The following is a 15,583-nucleotide window of genomic DNA, read 5'->3' as shown; positions in this document are numbered from 1 at the left end:
GGCGGGCTGCCGTGCGGAGGGCTTTGGATCACTTGGCCGGAACGGCGGTGACGGTGACGGTCTCGGTGACCGTCACCGTCACGGTGGGCTCAGGGCCCGGCCGGGAGCCGCCGTCGCCGGGGGCGGTCCGGGTGGGGCGGGCGCTCGGGGAGGCGGCGGCCGAGCAGTCGCCGAGCATGGTGGCCTCGAAGACCACCTTCCGGTCGATGCGGGCGGTCATGTCCCCGCGGACGCACGTCCCGTCGCGCTCCTCGGTGACCGTTCCGTCCAGGGTGATGTCCTGGCCGGATTCGGTCTCCCCCTCGCAGTCGACGCGGGCCCGGCCGGTGCCGGGCGAGGCGGTGGCGGCGGCGGTCTGCCCGTCCGTCTCGGCGGTGCAGGTGAGCCAGGCGACCTCGAAGGTCAGCCGTTCCAGGGTGCTGGTCGCGGTGCGGTCGGTGGTGAACGCCACGGCGGAGGCGCTGAGTCCGCCGCCCGCGGGTTCGCAGGCCGTCGCGCCGACGGCCACCAGTGCGCACACGGCGGGGCCCGCCGCGCCTCTGAGCACGTTCATGGAGGGCAGGGTCCCACCGGCGGGCACGCGGGAGAAGGGCGGTTGCGGCCAGTTCTGCGGCGGGGGGCGCCCGGGCGGGCGCGGGACGGGGTGCGGGCCCGGTCCGGGTCCCGGGCGCGCAAGGACCTTACGATCTCCGGCTCTTCGGATTTCCCACTCCTCGGATTTCCGGGTTTTCGGTAAACGACCCTCATGCCGCCATATCTGCCTATTATCTGCGCTACGCCGGGCCCGAAGTCTTGGGGGGTGCCCGGCGTTCTCTCATCGCAAAGGAACGTTGATGCTCCGTATCCGCACGACGGCCGCCGCCGCCACGGTGGCGGCCTTCGCCGGTCTCGTCGCCCTGCCCGCCCCGGCCCACGCCGCCGGCTCGGTCCACCTCCACAAGATCTACTACGACAGCCCCGGCACCGACCGGCGCACCAACGCCAGCCTCAACGCCGAGTACGTCCAGATCCGCAACACCACCTCCCGGGCGGTGAACCTCAAGGGCTGGGTGCTGGTGGACAAGGCGAACCACAAGTACACCTTCGGCAACTACAGCCTGGGCAAGGGCAAGACCGTCACGGTGCGCACCGGCAAGGGCAAGGACACCGCGGCCACGCGCTACCAGAACCGCGCCGCGTACGTGTGGAACAACGACAAGGACACGGCGACGCTGAAGAAGGCGAACGGGTCCACGGCGGACACCTGCTCGTACAACTCGACCCGGGTCGACTACAAGATGTGCTGACCCGCGCGGGGGCGCGCCGGCCGGGTGGTCAGGACCAGCGGCCGGTGCGCCCCAGCAGCAGGGCCGTCGCCGCCGTGCCGGCGGTCGAGGTGCGCAGCACGGTGCGGCCCAGCCGGTAGGGGCGGGCGCCGGCCTCGGCGAAGAGGTCCAACTCCTGGGGAGCGACGCCCCCTTCGGGGCCGACGACCAGCACGATCGAGCCGGACGCGGGGAGTTCGGCGGTCGCCAGCGGTTCCGAGCCCTCCTCGTGCAGCACGGCGGCGAAGTCGGCCGCCGCCAGCAGGGCGGCCACCTGCTTGGTCGTCGCCGCCCCGGCGACCTCGGGGAAGCGCAGCCGGCGGGCCTGCTTGCCCGCCTCGCGGGCCGTGGAGCGCCATTTGGCCAGGGACTTGGCGCCGCGCTCGCCCTTCCACTGGGTGATGCACCGCGCCGCCGCCCACGGCACCACGGCGTCCACCCCGGTCTCCGTCATGGTCTCCACGGCGAGTTCGCCGCGGTCGCCCTTGGGCAGCGCCTGCACCACGGTGATCCGGGGCGCGGGCTCGGGCTCGACGGGGCACTCCCGCACCTCCACGGTGAGCCGGTCCTTGCCCTCGGTGGCCAGCACGGTGCCGGCCGCGCCGCGTCCGAGGCCGTCCGTGAGCACGACCTCCTCACCCGGCGCGAGCCGCCGCACCGACACGGCGTGCCGGCCCTCCGGCCCGTCCAGGACGACGACGGAGCCCGGGGCGACGCCGTCGAGGCTGTCGGTGACGAAGACGGCCGCGGTCACCGGGCACCGCCGGGGACGAGGGCGGCGCCGGCCGCGTCGAGTTCGGCGGCGAGGACCTCCACCAGGCGCCCGGCGGGCAGGTCGCGGGCGAGCCGGTGGCCCTGCCCGGCCCACAGGGCCATCCCCTGCGGGTCCCCGGCCGCCGCGGCGGCCTTGCGCAGCGGGCTGGTGAGGTGGTGCACCTCGGGGTAGGCGGCCGGGGCGTACCGGCCGTGCTCGCGCATGAACCGGTTCACCAGGCCGCGGGCGGGCCGCCCGGAGAAGGCCCGGGTCAACTCGGTCCGGTGGAACAGGGGGTTGGTCATCGCCTCCTTGTGGAGGGCGTTGGCGCCGGACTCCGGGCACATCAGGAAGGCGGTGCCGAGCTGGGCGGCGCTCGCCCCGGCGGCGAGCACGGCGGCGATCTGGGACCCGCGCATCAGGCCGCCGGCGGCGACGATCGGCACGTCGACGGCCTCGCGGACCAGCTGGACGAGGGAGAGCAGACCGAGCCCGTGCCCGTCCGCGTCCGGGTCGTCGCGGTGGGTGCCCTGGTGGCCACCCGCCTCCACGCCCTGCACGCACACGGCGTCGGCCCCCGCCCACTGGGCGGCCATGGCCTCCTCGGGCGTGGTCACGGTGACGACCGTGGTGGTGCCCACCCCGGCGAGGGCGGCGAGGTCGTCGCCGGACGGGCAGCCGAAGGTGAACGAGACCACGGGCACCGGGTCGTCGAGCAGCAGCGCCAGCTTGGCCGCGTAGGCGTCGTCCCGGCCCGCGTCCGGGTCGCCGAGGGCGGTCTCGTACCAGGCGGACTCCCCGGCGAGCTGCTGCCGGTACACACTCACGGCAGCCTGGTCGGCGGCGCCGGGCTGCGGCAGGAAGAGGTTCACCCCGAAGGGCCGGGAGGTGAGGTCCCGCAGCCCGGCGATCTCCTGGCGCATCCCGTCCGCGCTCTTGTACCCGGCGGCGAGAAACCCGAGCCCCCCGGCCTCGGCCACAGCGGCGGCAAGCCCGGGGCAGGACGCCCCGCCCGCCATCGGGGCCTGCACGATCGGATACCGGCAGAGTTCGGTGAACGCGGAGGACATGCGGGCCATCGTCCCACGCGGGCGCGGCGCGCCCGCACGGGGCGTGCCCCGTACACGGGCCGGGGCCCGCGGGGACCGGGTCGGCGTGGCCTGGCCGACAGGAGCCGGGCCCGTCCCGTGCCCCGGCGCGTGCGCCCCGCCCGCCGCGACCGGGCTGCCCCGGGCCTGCGGGGACCGGGCCCGTCCCGTGCCTCGGCGCGCTGCGCGAAGGGGAAGGCGGGCTCGTGCCCCCGCCGCCGCGACCGGGGCCGCGGTACGCGGGGCGGGTGGGCCGGCTCATGCCCGCGCGGCGATGAGCCGCCCCGCCGTCGGCGGGAGCCGGGTGGCCGACCCCGTCCCCGACTGCCGAGCCGGCGCCGGGCTCGTCCGCTGCGGAGCTGCGCGGGCCGCCCGCGCAGCGCAGAGCCGCCCCGGCTTGTGGCGGGGGGCGGCTCCGTGCGGGGAAGCCGGCTCGTCCGCGCGCCGTCGCGGCTGCGCCTGCCCGTGCCCGGCCCGCCCGGCGCACGCGTCGCCGCCGAGGGGTGGCGGGGGCGGGGAAGCCGGCCGACCCCGGATCGGCCGGCCCCGGGCCCGCGCCGCCGAGGAGCGGCGGGCGCTCCTGCGCCAGGAAGGCAATCGGCCGGGGCCGGGCGGGGAGTCCCGGCGACAGCCCGGTCCGGGCCCCGGGCCCCGCGCGGCGCGGGCGGGAAGGCGGGCGCCTGCGCCCGCCGCGCAGCGATGAGCCGCCCCCGCCGGTCGGCGGGGGCGGCTCATCAAGACGGGTACCTCTCCGGGCCCGGAGAGGCGTACGGGCTAGCGCCCGTTGAACGCGTCCTTGAGGCGGGAGAAGAGGCCCTGCTGGCCCGGCTGGAACTGGCCCTGCGGGCGTTCCTCGCCGCGGAGCTTCGCCAGGTCGCGCAGGAGGCGCTCCTGCTCCGGGTCGAGCTTGGACGGGGTCATGACCTCGACGTGCACGATCAGGTCGCCCCGGCCGCCGCCGCGCAGGTGCGTGATGCCGCGCCCGTGCAGCGGGATCGACTGGCCGGACTGGGTGCCCGGCCGGATGTCGACCTCCTCCAGGCCGTCGAGGGTCTCCAGCGGGCACTTGGTGCCCAGGGCCGCCGCCGTCATCGGGATGGTGACCGTGCAGTGCAGGTCGTCGCCGCGCCGCTGGAAGACCGGGTGAGGCAGCTCGTGGATCTCCACGTACAGGTCGCCGGCCGGGCCGCCGCCCGGGCCGACCTCGCCCTCACCCGCGAGCTGGATGCGGGTGCCGTTGTCGACGCCCGCCGGGATCTTCACCGTCAGCGTGCGGCGGGAGCGGACCCGCCCGTCGCCCGCGCACTCCGGGCACGGGGTCGGCACGACCGTGCCGAAGCCCTGGCACTGCGGGCAGGGCCGGGAGGTCATGACCTGGCCCAGGAACGACCGCGTCACCTGCGAGACCTCGCCGCGCCCGCGGCACATGTCGCAGGTCTGCGCCGAGGTGCCGGGGGCCGCGCCCTCGCCGGAGCAGCCGTTGCAGACGACCGCCGTGTCGACCTGGATGTCCTTGGTGGTGCCGAAGGCCGCCTCGTTGAGCTCGACCTCCAGACGGATCATGGCGTCCTGCCCCCGGCGGGTGCGCGAGCGCGGTCCGCGCTGCGAGGCCGTGCCGAAGAAGGCGTCCATGATGTCGGAGAAGTTCCCGAAACCGCCCGCGCCGAAGCCGCCCGCACCGGGGCCCCCGGCCTGGGAGAGCGGGTCCCCGCCGAGGTCGTAGACCTGCTTCTTCTGCGGGTCCGAGAGCACCTCGTACGCGGCGTTGATCTCCTTGAAGCGCTCCTGCGTCTTCGGGTCCGGGTTCACGTCCGGGTGGAGCTCACGGGCGAGACGGCGGAACGCCTTCTTGATCTCGTCCTGCGATGCGTCGCGGCGTACGCCGAGTACGGCGTAGTAGTCCGTGGCCACTTACGACTCCGCCAGGATCTGTCCGACGTAACGTGCCACTGCGCGTACCGCTCCCATCGTTCCGGGGTAGTCCATGCGGGTCGGTCCGACCACGCCGAGTTTGGCGACTGCTTCGCCGCCCGAACCGTAACCGACCGAGACGACGGACGTGGAGTTCAGTCCCTCGTGGGCATTCTCATGCCCGATTCTCACGGTCACGCCCGATTCCGGGGCCTCGCCGAGGAGCTTGAGCAGCACCACGTGCTCCTCCAGCGCCTCCAGCACCGGCCTGATCGTCAGGGGGAAGTCGTGTCCGAAGCGGGTCAGATTGGCGGTGCCGCCGATCATCAGCCGCTCCTCGGTCTCCTCGACCAGGGTCTCCAGCAGCGTCGCCAGCACCGTGGAGACCGTGCCGCGGTCCTCCGCCTCGAAGGACTCCGGCAGATCCTGCACGAGCTGCGGCACATCCGCGAAACGGCGGCCCACCACACGGCTGTTGAGCCGGGCGCGCAGGTCCGCGAGCGCGCTCTCGCCGAACGGGGCCGGGCAGTCGACCATCCGCTGCTCGACCCGGCCGGTGTCGGTGATCAGCACCAGCATCAGCCGGGCGGGCGCCAGGGACAGCAGCTCCACGTGCCGGACGGTGGACCGGGTCAGCGAGGGGTACTGCACGACCGCGACCTGCCGGGTGAGCTGCGCGAGCAGCCGCACCGTGCGGCCGACGACGTCGTCGAGGTCGACCGCGCCGTCGAGGAAGTTCTGGATGGCCCGGCGCTCGGGCGCGGACAGCGGCTTCACCCCGGCGAGCTTGTCGACGAAGAGGCGGTAGCCCTTGTCCGTGGGGATGCGGCCGGCGCTGGTGTGGGGCTGGGCGATGAAGCCCTCCTCCTCCAGCACCGCCATGTCGTTGCGCACGGTGGCCGGGGAGACACCGAGCCGGTGCCGCTCGGTCAGCGCCTTGGAGCCGACCGGCTCCTCGGTGCCCACGTAGTCCTGGACGATGGCGCGCAGCACCTCCAGCCTGCGTTCGCTGAGCATCGCGCACCTCCAGCGGTGGTTCGTGGCGGCCTCGGGGTCCGAGGTTCGTTCGTCGTGCTTCCCGGCTTCCCGGGGGCGTCCGCGTGCCGTCCGGGCCGTCTCCGGGGCGCCTCCGGGTCGGCTGGCACTCGTTGCGTCCGAGTGCCAGCGGTGCCCCGGCCAGTGTACGGCTGCCGGGTACACCCCTAGCAAGGGCGGCGGCGCGCGACTCGTCACACCGCCCGCCCCCGCACCCGCCGGTGCGCGGGACGGATAGCGTCGGGGCATGGCTACGGGTATCGGCGCGGCACGGGACATCGCCTGGGAAGCGGCGGGCTGGGAGCGGCTGGCGGACGGGGTGGGGCGGCGCAGACTCCCGGTCTGGGACGCGACCGTCGGCCTGGTCGTCGGGCGGGACGCGGCACTGCTCTACGACACGGGCTCCTCGCTCCGCGAGGGGGCGGCGCTGCGCGCCCAGGTCGCGGCCCTGCTCGGCGAGGCCCCGGACTCCCCCGCCGCGCCCGTGCCGCACGTGACGCACATCGCACTGAGCCACCCCCACTTCGATCATGTCCTCGGCACCCCGGCCTTCCCCGGGGCCGCCGTGCACGCGGCGGTGGGCGCGGACGCCCTGATGGCCCGGGAGCGGGACGCGCTCCGCGCGGACGCGGTGCGCCAGGGCGTCCCGCCCGAGGAGGCGGCCGAGGCAGTCGGCGCCCTGGTGCTGCCCGGGCACACGGTCACCGGGGAGTGCACCCTCGACCTGGGCGGCCGGCAGGTGCTGCTCGCCAATGTGGGCCCCGGCCACAGCGGCCACGACCTGGCGCTGCTGGTGCCCGGTGAGCGGGAGGTCGTCTTCTGCGGCGACCTGGTCGAGGAGTCCGGGGAGCCGCAGGCGGGCCCCGACGCCATCGCCTCCCGCTGGCCCGCCGCCCTCGACCGGCTGCTCGCCCTGGGCGGCGAGGACGCGCTGTACGTACCGGGCCACGGGGCCGTGGTGGACGCCGCGTTCGTGCGCCGGCAGCGCGAGGAGCTGGCCGCGCGCTTCGGCGTGTCGTAGGGCGCCCGGCCGTATTGTCGGGCGAATGCGCAGCTACAGCCCTGATCTGACGCCGCCTTGGAAGCGTTCGGCCCCCGTCCCCGAGGTCCCCGCGGAGCCCGGCCTGGTCGTGGAGGAGGTGGGCACGGGCTTCTGCGGGGCGGTGATCCGCTGCGAGGCGGGCACGGTCACCCTGGAGGACCGGTTCGGCAAGCACCGGGTCTTCCCGATGGAGCCGCGCGGCTTCCTGCTGGAGGGGAAGGCCGTCACCCTGGTCCGCCCCGCCGCCGGCCCGGCCCGCCCCACGCGGACCGCCTCCGGCTCCGTCGCGGTCCCCGGCGCCCGCGCCCGGGTCGCCCGCGCGGGCCGTATCTACGTCGAGGGCCGCCACGACGCCGAGCTGGTGGAACGCGTCTGGGGCGACGACCTGCGCATCGAGGGCGTGGTCGTGGAGTACCTGGAGGGCGTCGACGACCTCCCCGCGATCGTCGCCGGGTTCGGCCCCGGGCCGGACGCCCGCCTGGGCGTCCTGGTGGACCATCTGGTCGCGGGCTCCAAGGAGTCCCGGATCGCGGCCTCGGTGAGGGACCCGCACGTCCTGGTGGTGGGCCACCCCTACATCGACGTCTGGGAGGCGGTGAAGCCCGCCTCCGTCGGCATCCCCGCCTGGCCCGCCGTCCCGCGCGGCCAGGACTGGAAGACGGGCGTCTGCCGCGCCCTCGGCTGGCCGGAGAACACGGGCGCGGCCTGGCAGCACATCCTCTCCCGCGTCCGCAGCTACAAGGATCTGGAACCGGAACTCCTGGGCCGCGTCGAGGAGCTGATCGACTTCGTGACGGCCCCGGAGGAGCCGCATTCCTGACGTCCCGTCATTCACCTCTTAGGAAAAGGGATTCACACCCTCTACTTTGTGAGCGGACAGGCGAGAGAACGTGCGGGCGGGACCCTTCTCTCTCGCCCGTGGCCAGCAGTCGAACACCCCCATTCGACCGACGGAGCTCACGCATGAACGACCTCGACAAGCAGCGGGACGTCCCCCGGCGCCAATTCGTGGCGCTTTCCGGCGCGTTCGGCGCCGCGGCCCTGCTGGCCGGCTCCGGCGGCGCGGCCGCGGCGGCCGGGCCCGGGAAACCGGCACCCTGTCCCTGTCCGTGCCCCACGGACCCGCCCCCGCCCGGCGGAGGCCAGAACCCGTGTCCGCCCGCGCATATGCAGGCCCTGTGCGGCAGCCCCGCCGACAACGACCCGCTCTGGTACGACGTCCGTTACTGCACCCAGGGCATCGCCCCGCCGCCGCCCCAGCAGCGGCCCGACTGCCTCAAGGTCACACCGAACTACGTGATTCTGCACGGCCAGCCGGTTTCGACGCACAATTACCTGCTGCTGCCGAGCTGCCGGGTGACGGGTATCGAATGCCCGTTCATCGTCACCAGCGATGCTCCGCATTACTGGCACGAAGCCTGGGAGAACGCGCGGAGCGGCGGCAGTGTCCCCGTGCAGTACGCGAACATCGGGCTGGGCATCAATTCGCGGGCCGCGCGCCGACTGAACCAGCTGCATATCCATATGGCCGGTATCCGGCCGAGCGCCCAGCGGCGGCTCCAGGAACTGGAGGCGACCGGCCGGGTGGCCCCCACGCCCGCGCAGTGGGGCGACCCGCAGTTCCAGGCCGCAGTCTCCGGGCCGCCGGGCGCCGGGGACCGCACCTACCGGGTGCTCCGCCTCAACAGCCTCGACCAGAACCTCTTCACCCTGCTGTACCGGAACGTGGTGGTGCGGTTCGGGCTGGACATGGCGGACCAGACGCTGGTCGTCGTCCCGAAGACCACGGCGGCGGGCGCCTTCGCCGGCAGCTTCTACGTCCTCAGCAGCGACACCTCGCTCCACGACGGCACCAGCACCTGCGACTACCTGCTCGTCTACGTCTGAGGCCGGACCGGGCCCGGCGCGGCGACGCGGCGGGCCACGCTCCTTCCGACCCGAACGGGAGCCCTCCGTTGCGCCTCTACGCACAGACCCCCGCGCGCCGGAACCGCCAGCTGCTGGTGGACCTGACCGCACTGGCCCTGATCGCCCTCACGGTGTGGGCGGCCCTGCTCGTCCGCGACACGATCCTGCGGCTGGCCGAGCCGGGACGGAAGGTCGAGGACTCCGGCGACGGCCTCGCCGAGGAACTCGGCAACGCCGGGGACGCCGCCTCGGACGTCCCCTTCGTCGGCGGCGTCCTGGAGAGACCCCTGCGGTCCGCCGCCGACGCGAGTGCCGGGTTCGCGGACGCCGGGGCGTCCTTCCAGGAGACCGTCACCCAGGTCGCCGATGTGACGACCGCGGTGCTGATCGTCGTCCCGGTGCTGCTGATCCTGCTGCTGTGGCTCCCGCCGCGTCTGCTCTGGATCCGCCGCAGCGCGATCGTCCGCCGTCTCGCCGACGCCCCGGGCGGCGCCGACCTGCTGGCCCTGCGCGCCCTGACCGGGCCCCCGGCCGCCCTCGCCGGGCTGCCGGTCCCGCCCGGCGGTTTCGCCGACGCCTGGCGCCGGGGCGACCCGGAGGTCATCGCGGACCTCAGCGCGGTCGCCCTCGCCCGGACCGGCCTCCGCCCCTGACCCCGTGCTCCCCTTTTCAGGGAGGGCGGTCAGTCCACCAGGTCGCGGACGACCGCGTCCGCGAGGAGGCGGCCGCGGAGGGTGAGGGCGGCGCGGCCCTCGGCGTAGGGGCCGGGGTCGAGGAGGCCGTCCGCGAGGGCGCGGGCGGCGGCGGCCCGGCCCGCCTCGCGCAGGAGGTCCAGGGGGACGCCCTCACGCAGGCGCAGTTCCAGCAGGACGCGCTCCACCCGCCGGTCCTCCTCGGAGAGGAGTTCGCGGCCCGCGCCCGGCGAGCGGCCCTCGGCCAGGGCGGCGGCGTACGCGCCGGGGTGCTTCACGTTCCACCAGCGCACACCGCCGACATGGCTGTGCGCGCCGGGGCCCGCGCCCCACCAGTCGGCGCCGCGCCAGTACAGCTCGTTGTGGAGGCAGCGGGCGGCCTCGGTGGTGGCCCAGTTGGAGACCTCGTACCAGTCGTAGCCCGCCGCGCCGAGGAGTTCGTCCGCGATGAGGTAGCGGTCGGCGTGCACATCGTCGTCGGTCATCGGGACCTCGCCGCGCCGGATGCGGCGGGCGAGCTGGGTGCCCTCCTCCACGATCAGCGCGTACGCCGAGACATGGTCGGGGCCCGCGCCGATCGCCGCGTCCAGGGTGGCCCGCCAGTCCTCGTCGCTCTCGCCGGGGGTGCCGTAGATCAGGTCGAGGTTGACGTGCTCGAAGCCCGCGGCCCGGGCCTCGGCGACGCAGGCCTCGGGGCGGCCGGGGGTGTGGGTGCGGTCGAGGACCTTGAGGACGTGCTGCCGAGCGCTCTGCATCCCGAAGGAGATCCGGTTGAAGCCGCCCGCCCGCAGCGCGGCCAGATAGGCCGGGTCGACGGACTCGGGGTTGGCCTCGGTGGTGATCTCGGCGTCCTCGGCGAGGGAGAACTCCTGGCGGACCACGTCCAGCATCCGCACCAGGTCGTCCGCGGCGAGCAGAGTCGGGGTGCCGCCGCCGACGAAGACGGTCCGCACCGCCCGCGGGTCGTCGCCCAGCACCTTGCGGGCGAGGCGGACCTCGTCGGCGAGGGTCTCCGCGTAGTTGTCCCGGGAGGCGAGGACACCGCCGGAGCCGCGCAGCTCGGTGGCGGTGTAGGTGTTGAAGTCGCAGTACCCGCAGCGGGTCGCGCAGTAGGGCACGTGCAGATAGAAGGCGAGCGGCCGCTCGCCCGCGCCGTGGAGCGCGGAGGCGGGCAGCCGGCCGTCGTCGGGCACGGGCTCGCCGTCGGGCAGTACGGAAGGCATTGCTCCATTGTCCGTCACCCGGGGCGGTGGCCGGGACGGACGCCGGGCACCGCCCCGGGGGCTACTCGGGGGTGGCCGCCTGGAGGACCAGCAGGGCCAGGTCGTCCCCGGGCGGGGTCTGCGCGAAGGCGTGGACCGCCGAGCGGATCCGGTCCGCGACGCCCTGGGCGGGCAGGCCCGCGCACTGGGCGAGGACCGCCGCGAGGCCGTCGCCGTCGTCAAACATCCGGGGCCCCGAGCGGCGCTCGGTCACTCCGTCCGTGACGCACAGCAGCGTCTCGCCGGGCCGCAGGTCGAAGGTCGAGCTCTCGTACGCCACGTCCTCCACGACCCCGAGCAGCACCTGCGGTTCGCCGACGACCGTCACCGTCCCGTCCGGCCGCAGGAGCAGCGGCAGGGGGTGCCCGGCGCTGGCGAGGGTGCAGCGCACACCGGAGCCGTCGGGCGCGGGCACCACCTCGCCGTGCAGCAGGGAGAGGAAGCGGGAGGAGTGCCGGTCGTCGGGCAGCCCCGCGCCGTGGCCGCCGGTGGCGTACAGCGCGGCGGCCTCGGCGGCCTCCACGGCGTCGTCGAGGAGGAGCCCGTTGAGCCGGTCGAGGACCTGTCCGACCTGGTAGCCCTCCCGGGCGAGGAGGCGCAGCCAGGGGCGGGCGAGGCCGGTGACGACGGCGGCCTCCGGGCCGCTGCCCTGGACGTCCCCGAGGACGAAGCACCAGCGCCCGCCGGTCCCGGCCTGGAACACGTCGTAGAAGTCGCCGCCGACCACGCCGTCCCCGCTCGGCTCGTAGACGAGGCAGGTCTCCACACCGGGGATGCGGCCGACCTTGCTGGGCAGCAGACCGCGCTGGAGGACCCGGCTGATGGTGGCCTGGCGGGTGTACTCCCGGGCGGCGCTGACCGCGAGGGCGACCCGGCGCGTGAAGTCCTCGACGAGCGCGGTGACCTCGTCGGGGAGCCGGCTCCCGCCCTCCCGCCCGACGACGAGGACCCCGAGCCCGCGCGTCCCGACGGCCAGCCGGTACGCGAGCGCGGCGCCGGGCGCGGGGGCGGCGGGCGCGCCGGGGTCGTGGGCACCGTTGACGCCGGGGGCGGGCGCGCCGAGCCTGTCCGGGCCGGGGGCGGGGGGCACGTCTCCGCCGAGCGCGTGAACCCCGTCCGCGCCGGCCACGCCCGGGCGGGACGCCCGGGAGGCGGGCTCGTCCGCGCCGGGGGTGTGGGCCGCGTCCGCACGGGACCCGGCCGGCCCGGCGGGCGCGGGCGCCGTGTCGGGGGCCGGGGTGGGCCACGGGAACGGCAGGGGCCCGGCCCCGCCCGGTTCCGGGGCGAGGGGCGGCCGCGCCGCCAGCACCGCCCGCAGCGGCTGGACCGCCGCCTCGTCCCGGTGCCAGACGCCCGAGAGCCGGGGCGCGGGCGCCGCCCGCCCGCCGGCCGCGGGCCCGTGGTGGCCCGTCTCCGCGTCCAGCCACACGGCGCACCAGTCGGCGAGCCGGGGCACCAGCATCTGCCCGGCCAGCGCCGCGACCAGGTCCTCGTCCAGCTGTCCGGCCAGCAGATCGGACGCCTCCGCGAGGAAGGACGCCGCGCCGCCGCGCGCCAGCCAGTCCCACTCGTCCCGGCCGGGCGGGGTGTCGGGGACGACGTCCCCGGCGAGGGCGAGGGCCTGGTGCGCGGCGTGGTCGGCGTCGGGCCTCGGACGGATACCGCGCCCGTCGAGCGGTACCCGGGCCCAGACCGTCTTGACGGCGGCCCGGTAGCTGATCCCCCAGCAGTCGGCGAGGGCGGCCACCAGATGCAGACCGCGCCCGTAGTCCGGGGTGCCGGACTGCTCGGAGCCGTGCGGGTGGCTGTGCACGGGCCGGTCCGGGTGGTGGTCGGACACCTCCACGACGAGGGCCGCGCACTCCTCGTCCCGGGCCTCGGCGTAGCGGCACCTCAGTTCGGCGGCGGTCCCCGCGTGCACGACCGCGTTGGTGACGAGCTCGCCGGCGACGAGCGCCGCGTCGTCCGCGAGGCGCTCGGGGCAGGGGACGCCGACGGGGCAGCCGTCCGCCCCGGCGACCCGGCAGGCGCAGGCGTCGAGGAGCCCGACGTCGACCCAGTCGGCCACGGCGGCGCGCACCAGACGGCGGGCGGCGCCGGGGGCCAGCAGGCTCCCGGGCAGGCTGACGCGCACCCCGTCGGCGCCGGGATCGGACCATCCCGGTGCCGTGGGTGCCGTGCGGTTGCCGGTGTCTCGCTGCAACGGAATGGACCCCACCTGCGGCTCCTGGTCGGTGCTGTGTGCGCCGCTTATGACACCGACAGGGTGACAGAACGATCCCGCACATGTGCGCGGAGTCACCGAACTGGGCGAGGTCTTTCGTATTGTGGCTGGTCGCGCGGCCGGTGCACGACGACGCCGCACGCCCCGTGTCATGGGGCGTGCGGCGTGTCGTGCCTTCCCGGGGGCGTCCCGGCGCGGTCAGCCCTCGCGGGTCCCCGCGTACATGTCGTCGATCAGGTGCTTGTACTCCTTCTCCACGACCGGGCGCTTCAGCTTGAGGCTCGGCGTCAGCTCACCGTGCTCGATGTCCAGGTCGCGCGGCAGCAGGCGGAACTTCTTGATGGTCTGCCAGCGCTGGAGGCCCTCGTTGAGCCGCTGCACGTAGCCGTCGATGAGCTGCTCGGTCTGCGGGGCCGCGACGACCTCCGCGTAGCTCTTGCCGCCGAGGCCGTTCTCCCCGGCCCAGCCGAGGATGGCGGCCTCGTCCAGGGCGATCAGCGCGGTGCAGAAGTTCCGGTCCGCGCCGTGCACCAGGATGTTGGAGACGAACGGGCAGACGGCCTTGAACTGGCCCTCGACCTCGGCGGGCGCGATGTACTTGCCGCCGGAGGTCTTGATCAGGTCCTTCTTGCGGTCGGTGATGCGCAGGTAGCCGTCGGCGGACAGCTCGCCGATGTCACCGGTGTGGAACCAGCCGTCCGGCTCCAGGACCTCGGCCGTCTTCTCGGGGAGCTTGTGGTAGCCCTCCATGATGCCGGGGCCGCGGAGCAGGATCTCGCCGTCGTCCGCGATGCGCACCTCGCAGCCGGGCACCGGCTTGCCGACGGTGCCGGTGCGGTACGCCTCGCCCGGGTTGACGAAGGAGGCGGCGCTGGACTCGGTGAGGCCGTAGCCCTCCAGGATGTGGATGCCCGCGCCGGCGAAGAAGAAGCCGATCTCGGGGGCGAGCGCGGCGGAGCCGGAGACGGCGGCGCGCAGCCGGCCGCCGAAGGCCTCGCGGAGCTTGGAGTAGACGAGGGCGTCGGCGACCTTGTGCTTGGTGGTCAGGCCGAAGGGCGCGGTGGCGTTGCCGGTGCGCTGGAAGTTGTCCTGGGTGACCTTGGCGTACTCGCGGGCCACGCCGGCGGCCCACTGGAAGATCTTGTACTTGGCGCCACCGCCCGCGCGGGCCTTGGCGGCGACACCGTTGTAGACCTTCTCGAAGATGCGGGGCACGGCGGCCATATAGGTCGGCTGGACGACCGGCAGGTTCTCGATGATCTTGTCGACCCGGCCGTCGACCGCCGTGACATGGCCGACCTCGATCTGGCCGGAGGTCAGCACCTTGCCGAAGACATGGGCGAGCGGCAGCCACAGGTACTGCACGTCGTCCTGGGTGACCAGGCCGGTGGAGGCGATGGCCTTCGCCATGTAGGACCAGTTGTCGTGCGGCAGGCGCACGCCCTTGGGGCGGCCGGTGGTGCCGGAGGTGTAGATGAGGGTGGCGAGCTGGTCGGCGGTGATGGCCGCGACCCGCTCCTTGACCGCCTCGGGGTGCTTCTCCAGGTACGCGGCGCCGCGGGCCTCCAGCTCGGCGAGGCTCAGCACCCAGCCCTCGGGGTCGGCGGGGTCGGCCTCGACGCCGTCCGCGTCGATCACGACGACGTGCGCGAGGGCGGGCAGCTCGGCGCGGCGCTCACGGGCCTTGGCGAGCTGGGTCGCGTCCTCCGCGATGAGCACCCGGCTCTCGGAGTCGGAGAGGATGTAGGCCGACTCCTCGGCGTTGGTGGACGGGTAGACCGTGGTGGTCGCGCCGCCCGCGCACATCACGCCGAGGTCGGCGAGGATCCACTCGACCCGGGTGGCGGAGGCGAGGGCGACCCGGTCCTCGGCGTTGATCCCGAGGTCGATCAGTCCGGCCGCGATGCCGTACACGCGCTCGGCGGCCTGGGCCCAGCTCAGCGACTTCCAGTCGTCCGGCCCGGTTCCCGAGGCGGGCGGTACCGGGTAGCGGTATGCCTCGCTGTCGGGTGTCGCCGCCACCCGCTCGGCGAAGAGGGTCGCCACCGAGGGCGGCCGGTTCTCGATCTGGGTCTGGGTTTCGCTCACGACGTCCTCCGGGCCTGCGGGCAGCGTTGCACGACTGGCTGGTTGTTTAACTGGCGAGTAACCATCGAGCCGTGATCAGGGTAGAGCCCGTTCGATCGGCGCGTAAGTGCCTGCGGGGCGCCGCTTCATAACGAACGGAGCGCGGCTACGCCCTTCGGAGTACTGAATCTTTGCCATGGCCATGCGCACTTTTGATGAGAGCGGCGGGGGGCCGGATGGCCGAGAAGCGCCCGTCCGGGGTGGACGGGCGCTTCTGCGGGGGCGGCGCGGGCGGC

General features: G+C 74.7%; 13 protein-coding genes. 5 read left to right on the top strand and 8 right to left on the bottom strand.

The features are described 5' to 3' along the window. Window positions 1–28: 28 nt before the first annotated feature. On the bottom strand, window positions 29–553 hold the full coding sequence (locus tag ABZ457_RS21335; protein WP_359159459.1) for a hypothetical protein: 525 nt from the start codon (window positions 551–553) through the stop codon (window positions 29–31). Between the two features lie 280 nt (window positions 554–833). Here ABZ457_RS21335 and ABZ457_RS21330 point away from each other — a divergent pair, with 280 nt between their 5' ends. Then, a complete protein-coding gene (locus ABZ457_RS21330; protein ID WP_359159457.1) occupies window positions 834–1,286 on the top strand; it encodes a lamin tail domain-containing protein in 453 nt (150 codons plus the stop codon). A 28-nt stretch (window positions 1,287–1,314) separates the two neighbouring features. Here the strand turns inward: ABZ457_RS21330 and ABZ457_RS21325 are convergent, their stop codons facing one another. The 4 genes from ABZ457_RS21325 to hrcA all read right to left on the bottom strand — a co-directional run bounded on the left by ABZ457_RS21325 (window position 1,315) and on the right by hrcA (window position 6,074). Continuing rightward, complete coding sequence (locus ABZ457_RS21325) at window positions 1,315–2,058, bottom strand: 16S rRNA (uracil(1498)-N(3))-methyltransferase (protein ID WP_359159455.1); 744 nt, start codon at window positions 2,056–2,058, stop codon at window positions 1,315–1,317. Then, window positions 2,055–3,128, bottom strand: a complete 1,074-nt coding sequence (locus ABZ457_RS21320; RefSeq protein ID WP_359159453.1) for a nitronate monooxygenase — start codon at window positions 3,126–3,128, stop codon at window positions 2,055–2,057. The genes ABZ457_RS21325 and ABZ457_RS21320 overlap by 4 nt, the downstream gene beginning before the upstream one ends. 792 nt (window positions 3,129–3,920) lie before the next feature. Next, window positions 3,921–5,057, bottom strand: a complete 1,137-nt coding sequence (gene dnaJ, locus ABZ457_RS21315; protein ID WP_359159451.1) for a molecular chaperone DnaJ — start codon at window positions 5,055–5,057, stop codon at window positions 3,921–3,923. Further along, window positions 5,058–6,074, bottom strand: coding sequence for a heat-inducible transcriptional repressor HrcA (gene hrcA / locus ABZ457_RS21310; protein WP_359159449.1), 1,017 nt, complete (start codon window positions 6,072–6,074; stop codon window positions 5,058–5,060). 265 nt (window positions 6,075–6,339) lie between these two features. Here hrcA and ABZ457_RS21305 point away from each other — a divergent pair, with 265 nt between their 5' ends. From ABZ457_RS21305 to ABZ457_RS21290, 4 genes are all read left to right on the top strand, one after another. Next, window positions 6,340–7,113, top strand: a complete 774-nt coding sequence (locus tag ABZ457_RS21305; RefSeq protein WP_359159447.1) for an MBL fold metallo-hydrolase — start codon at window positions 6,340–6,342, stop codon at window positions 7,111–7,113. Between the two features lie 25 nt (window positions 7,114–7,138). Beyond that, a complete protein-coding gene (locus ABZ457_RS21300; RefSeq protein ID WP_359159445.1) occupies window positions 7,139–7,954 on the top strand; it encodes a DUF3097 domain-containing protein in 816 nt (271 codons plus the stop codon). 143 nt (window positions 7,955–8,097) lie between these two features. Continuing rightward, window positions 8,098–9,021 carry a CDP-diacylglycerol diphosphatase gene (locus ABZ457_RS21295; protein ID WP_359159443.1) on the top strand — a complete coding sequence of 308 codons (924 nt, stop codon included), beginning with the start codon at window positions 8,098–8,100 and terminating at the stop codon, window positions 9,019–9,021. A gap of 68 nt (window positions 9,022–9,089) precedes the next feature. Next, window positions 9,090–9,695 (top strand): hypothetical protein, encoded by a 606-nt coding sequence (locus tag ABZ457_RS21290; RefSeq protein ID WP_359159441.1) that lies wholly within the window; start codon window positions 9,090–9,092, stop codon window positions 9,693–9,695. A 29-nt stretch (window positions 9,696–9,724) separates the two neighbouring features. Here ABZ457_RS21290 and hemW read toward each other — a convergent pair whose 3' ends face one another. From hemW to ABZ457_RS21275, 3 genes are all read right to left on the bottom strand, one after another. Then, complete coding sequence (gene hemW, locus ABZ457_RS21285) at window positions 9,725–10,957, bottom strand: radical SAM family heme chaperone HemW (RefSeq protein WP_359159439.1); 1,233 nt, start codon at window positions 10,955–10,957, stop codon at window positions 9,725–9,727. A gap of 61 nt (window positions 10,958–11,018) precedes the next feature. Further along, complete coding sequence (locus tag ABZ457_RS21280; RefSeq protein ID WP_359159437.1) at window positions 11,019–13,214, bottom strand: ATP-binding SpoIIE family protein phosphatase; 2,196 nt, start codon at window positions 13,212–13,214, stop codon at window positions 11,019–11,021. 204 nt (window positions 13,215–13,418) lie between these two features. Then, on the bottom strand, window positions 13,419–15,308 hold the full coding sequence (locus tag ABZ457_RS21275; RefSeq protein ID WP_359159435.1) for an AMP-dependent synthetase/ligase: 1,890 nt from the start codon (window positions 15,306–15,308) through the stop codon (window positions 13,419–13,421). Between the last annotated feature and the right edge of the window lie 275 nt (window positions 15,309–15,583).

Origin of the sequence: Streptomyces sp. NPDC005805 (assembly GCF_040630445.1) — a bacterium.
Taxonomy (GTDB): Bacteria; Actinomycetota; Actinomycetes; order Streptomycetales; family Streptomycetaceae; genus Streptomyces.
The sequence above is the reverse complement of the archived record's forward strand: the minus strand, read 5'-3'. Positions and strand labels throughout refer to the sequence as shown.

What these genes read in the sequence shown, in the direction of transcription:
- ABZ457_RS21335 (WP_359159459.1), bottom strand. Translation starts at nt 553, where the DNA reads ATGAACGTGCTCAGAGGCGCGGCGGGCCCCGCCGTGTGCGCACTGGTG.
- ABZ457_RS21330 (WP_359159457.1), top strand. Translation starts at nt 834, where the DNA reads ATGCTCCGTATCCGCACGACGGCCGCCGCCGCCACGGTGGCGGCCTTC.
- ABZ457_RS21305 (WP_359159447.1), top strand. Translation starts at nt 6,340, where the DNA reads ATGGCTACGGGTATCGGCGCGGCACGGGACATCGCCTGGGAAGCGGCG.
- ABZ457_RS21295 (WP_359159443.1), top strand. Translation starts at nt 8,098, where the DNA reads ATGAACGACCTCGACAAGCAGCGGGACGTCCCCCGGCGCCAATTCGTG.
- hemW (WP_359159439.1), bottom strand. Translation starts at nt 10,957, where the DNA reads ATGCCTTCCGTACTGCCCGACGGCGAGCCCGTGCCCGACGACGGCCGG.
- hrcA (WP_359159449.1), bottom strand. Translation starts at nt 6,074, where the DNA reads ATGCTCAGCGAACGCAGGCTGGAGGTGCTGCGCGCCATCGTCCAGGAC.
- ABZ457_RS21300 (WP_359159445.1), top strand. Translation starts at nt 7,139, where the DNA reads ATGCGCAGCTACAGCCCTGATCTGACGCCGCCTTGGAAGCGTTCGGCC.
- ABZ457_RS21320 (WP_359159453.1), bottom strand. Translation starts at nt 3,128, where the DNA reads ATGTCCTCCGCGTTCACCGAACTCTGCCGGTATCCGATCGTGCAGGCC.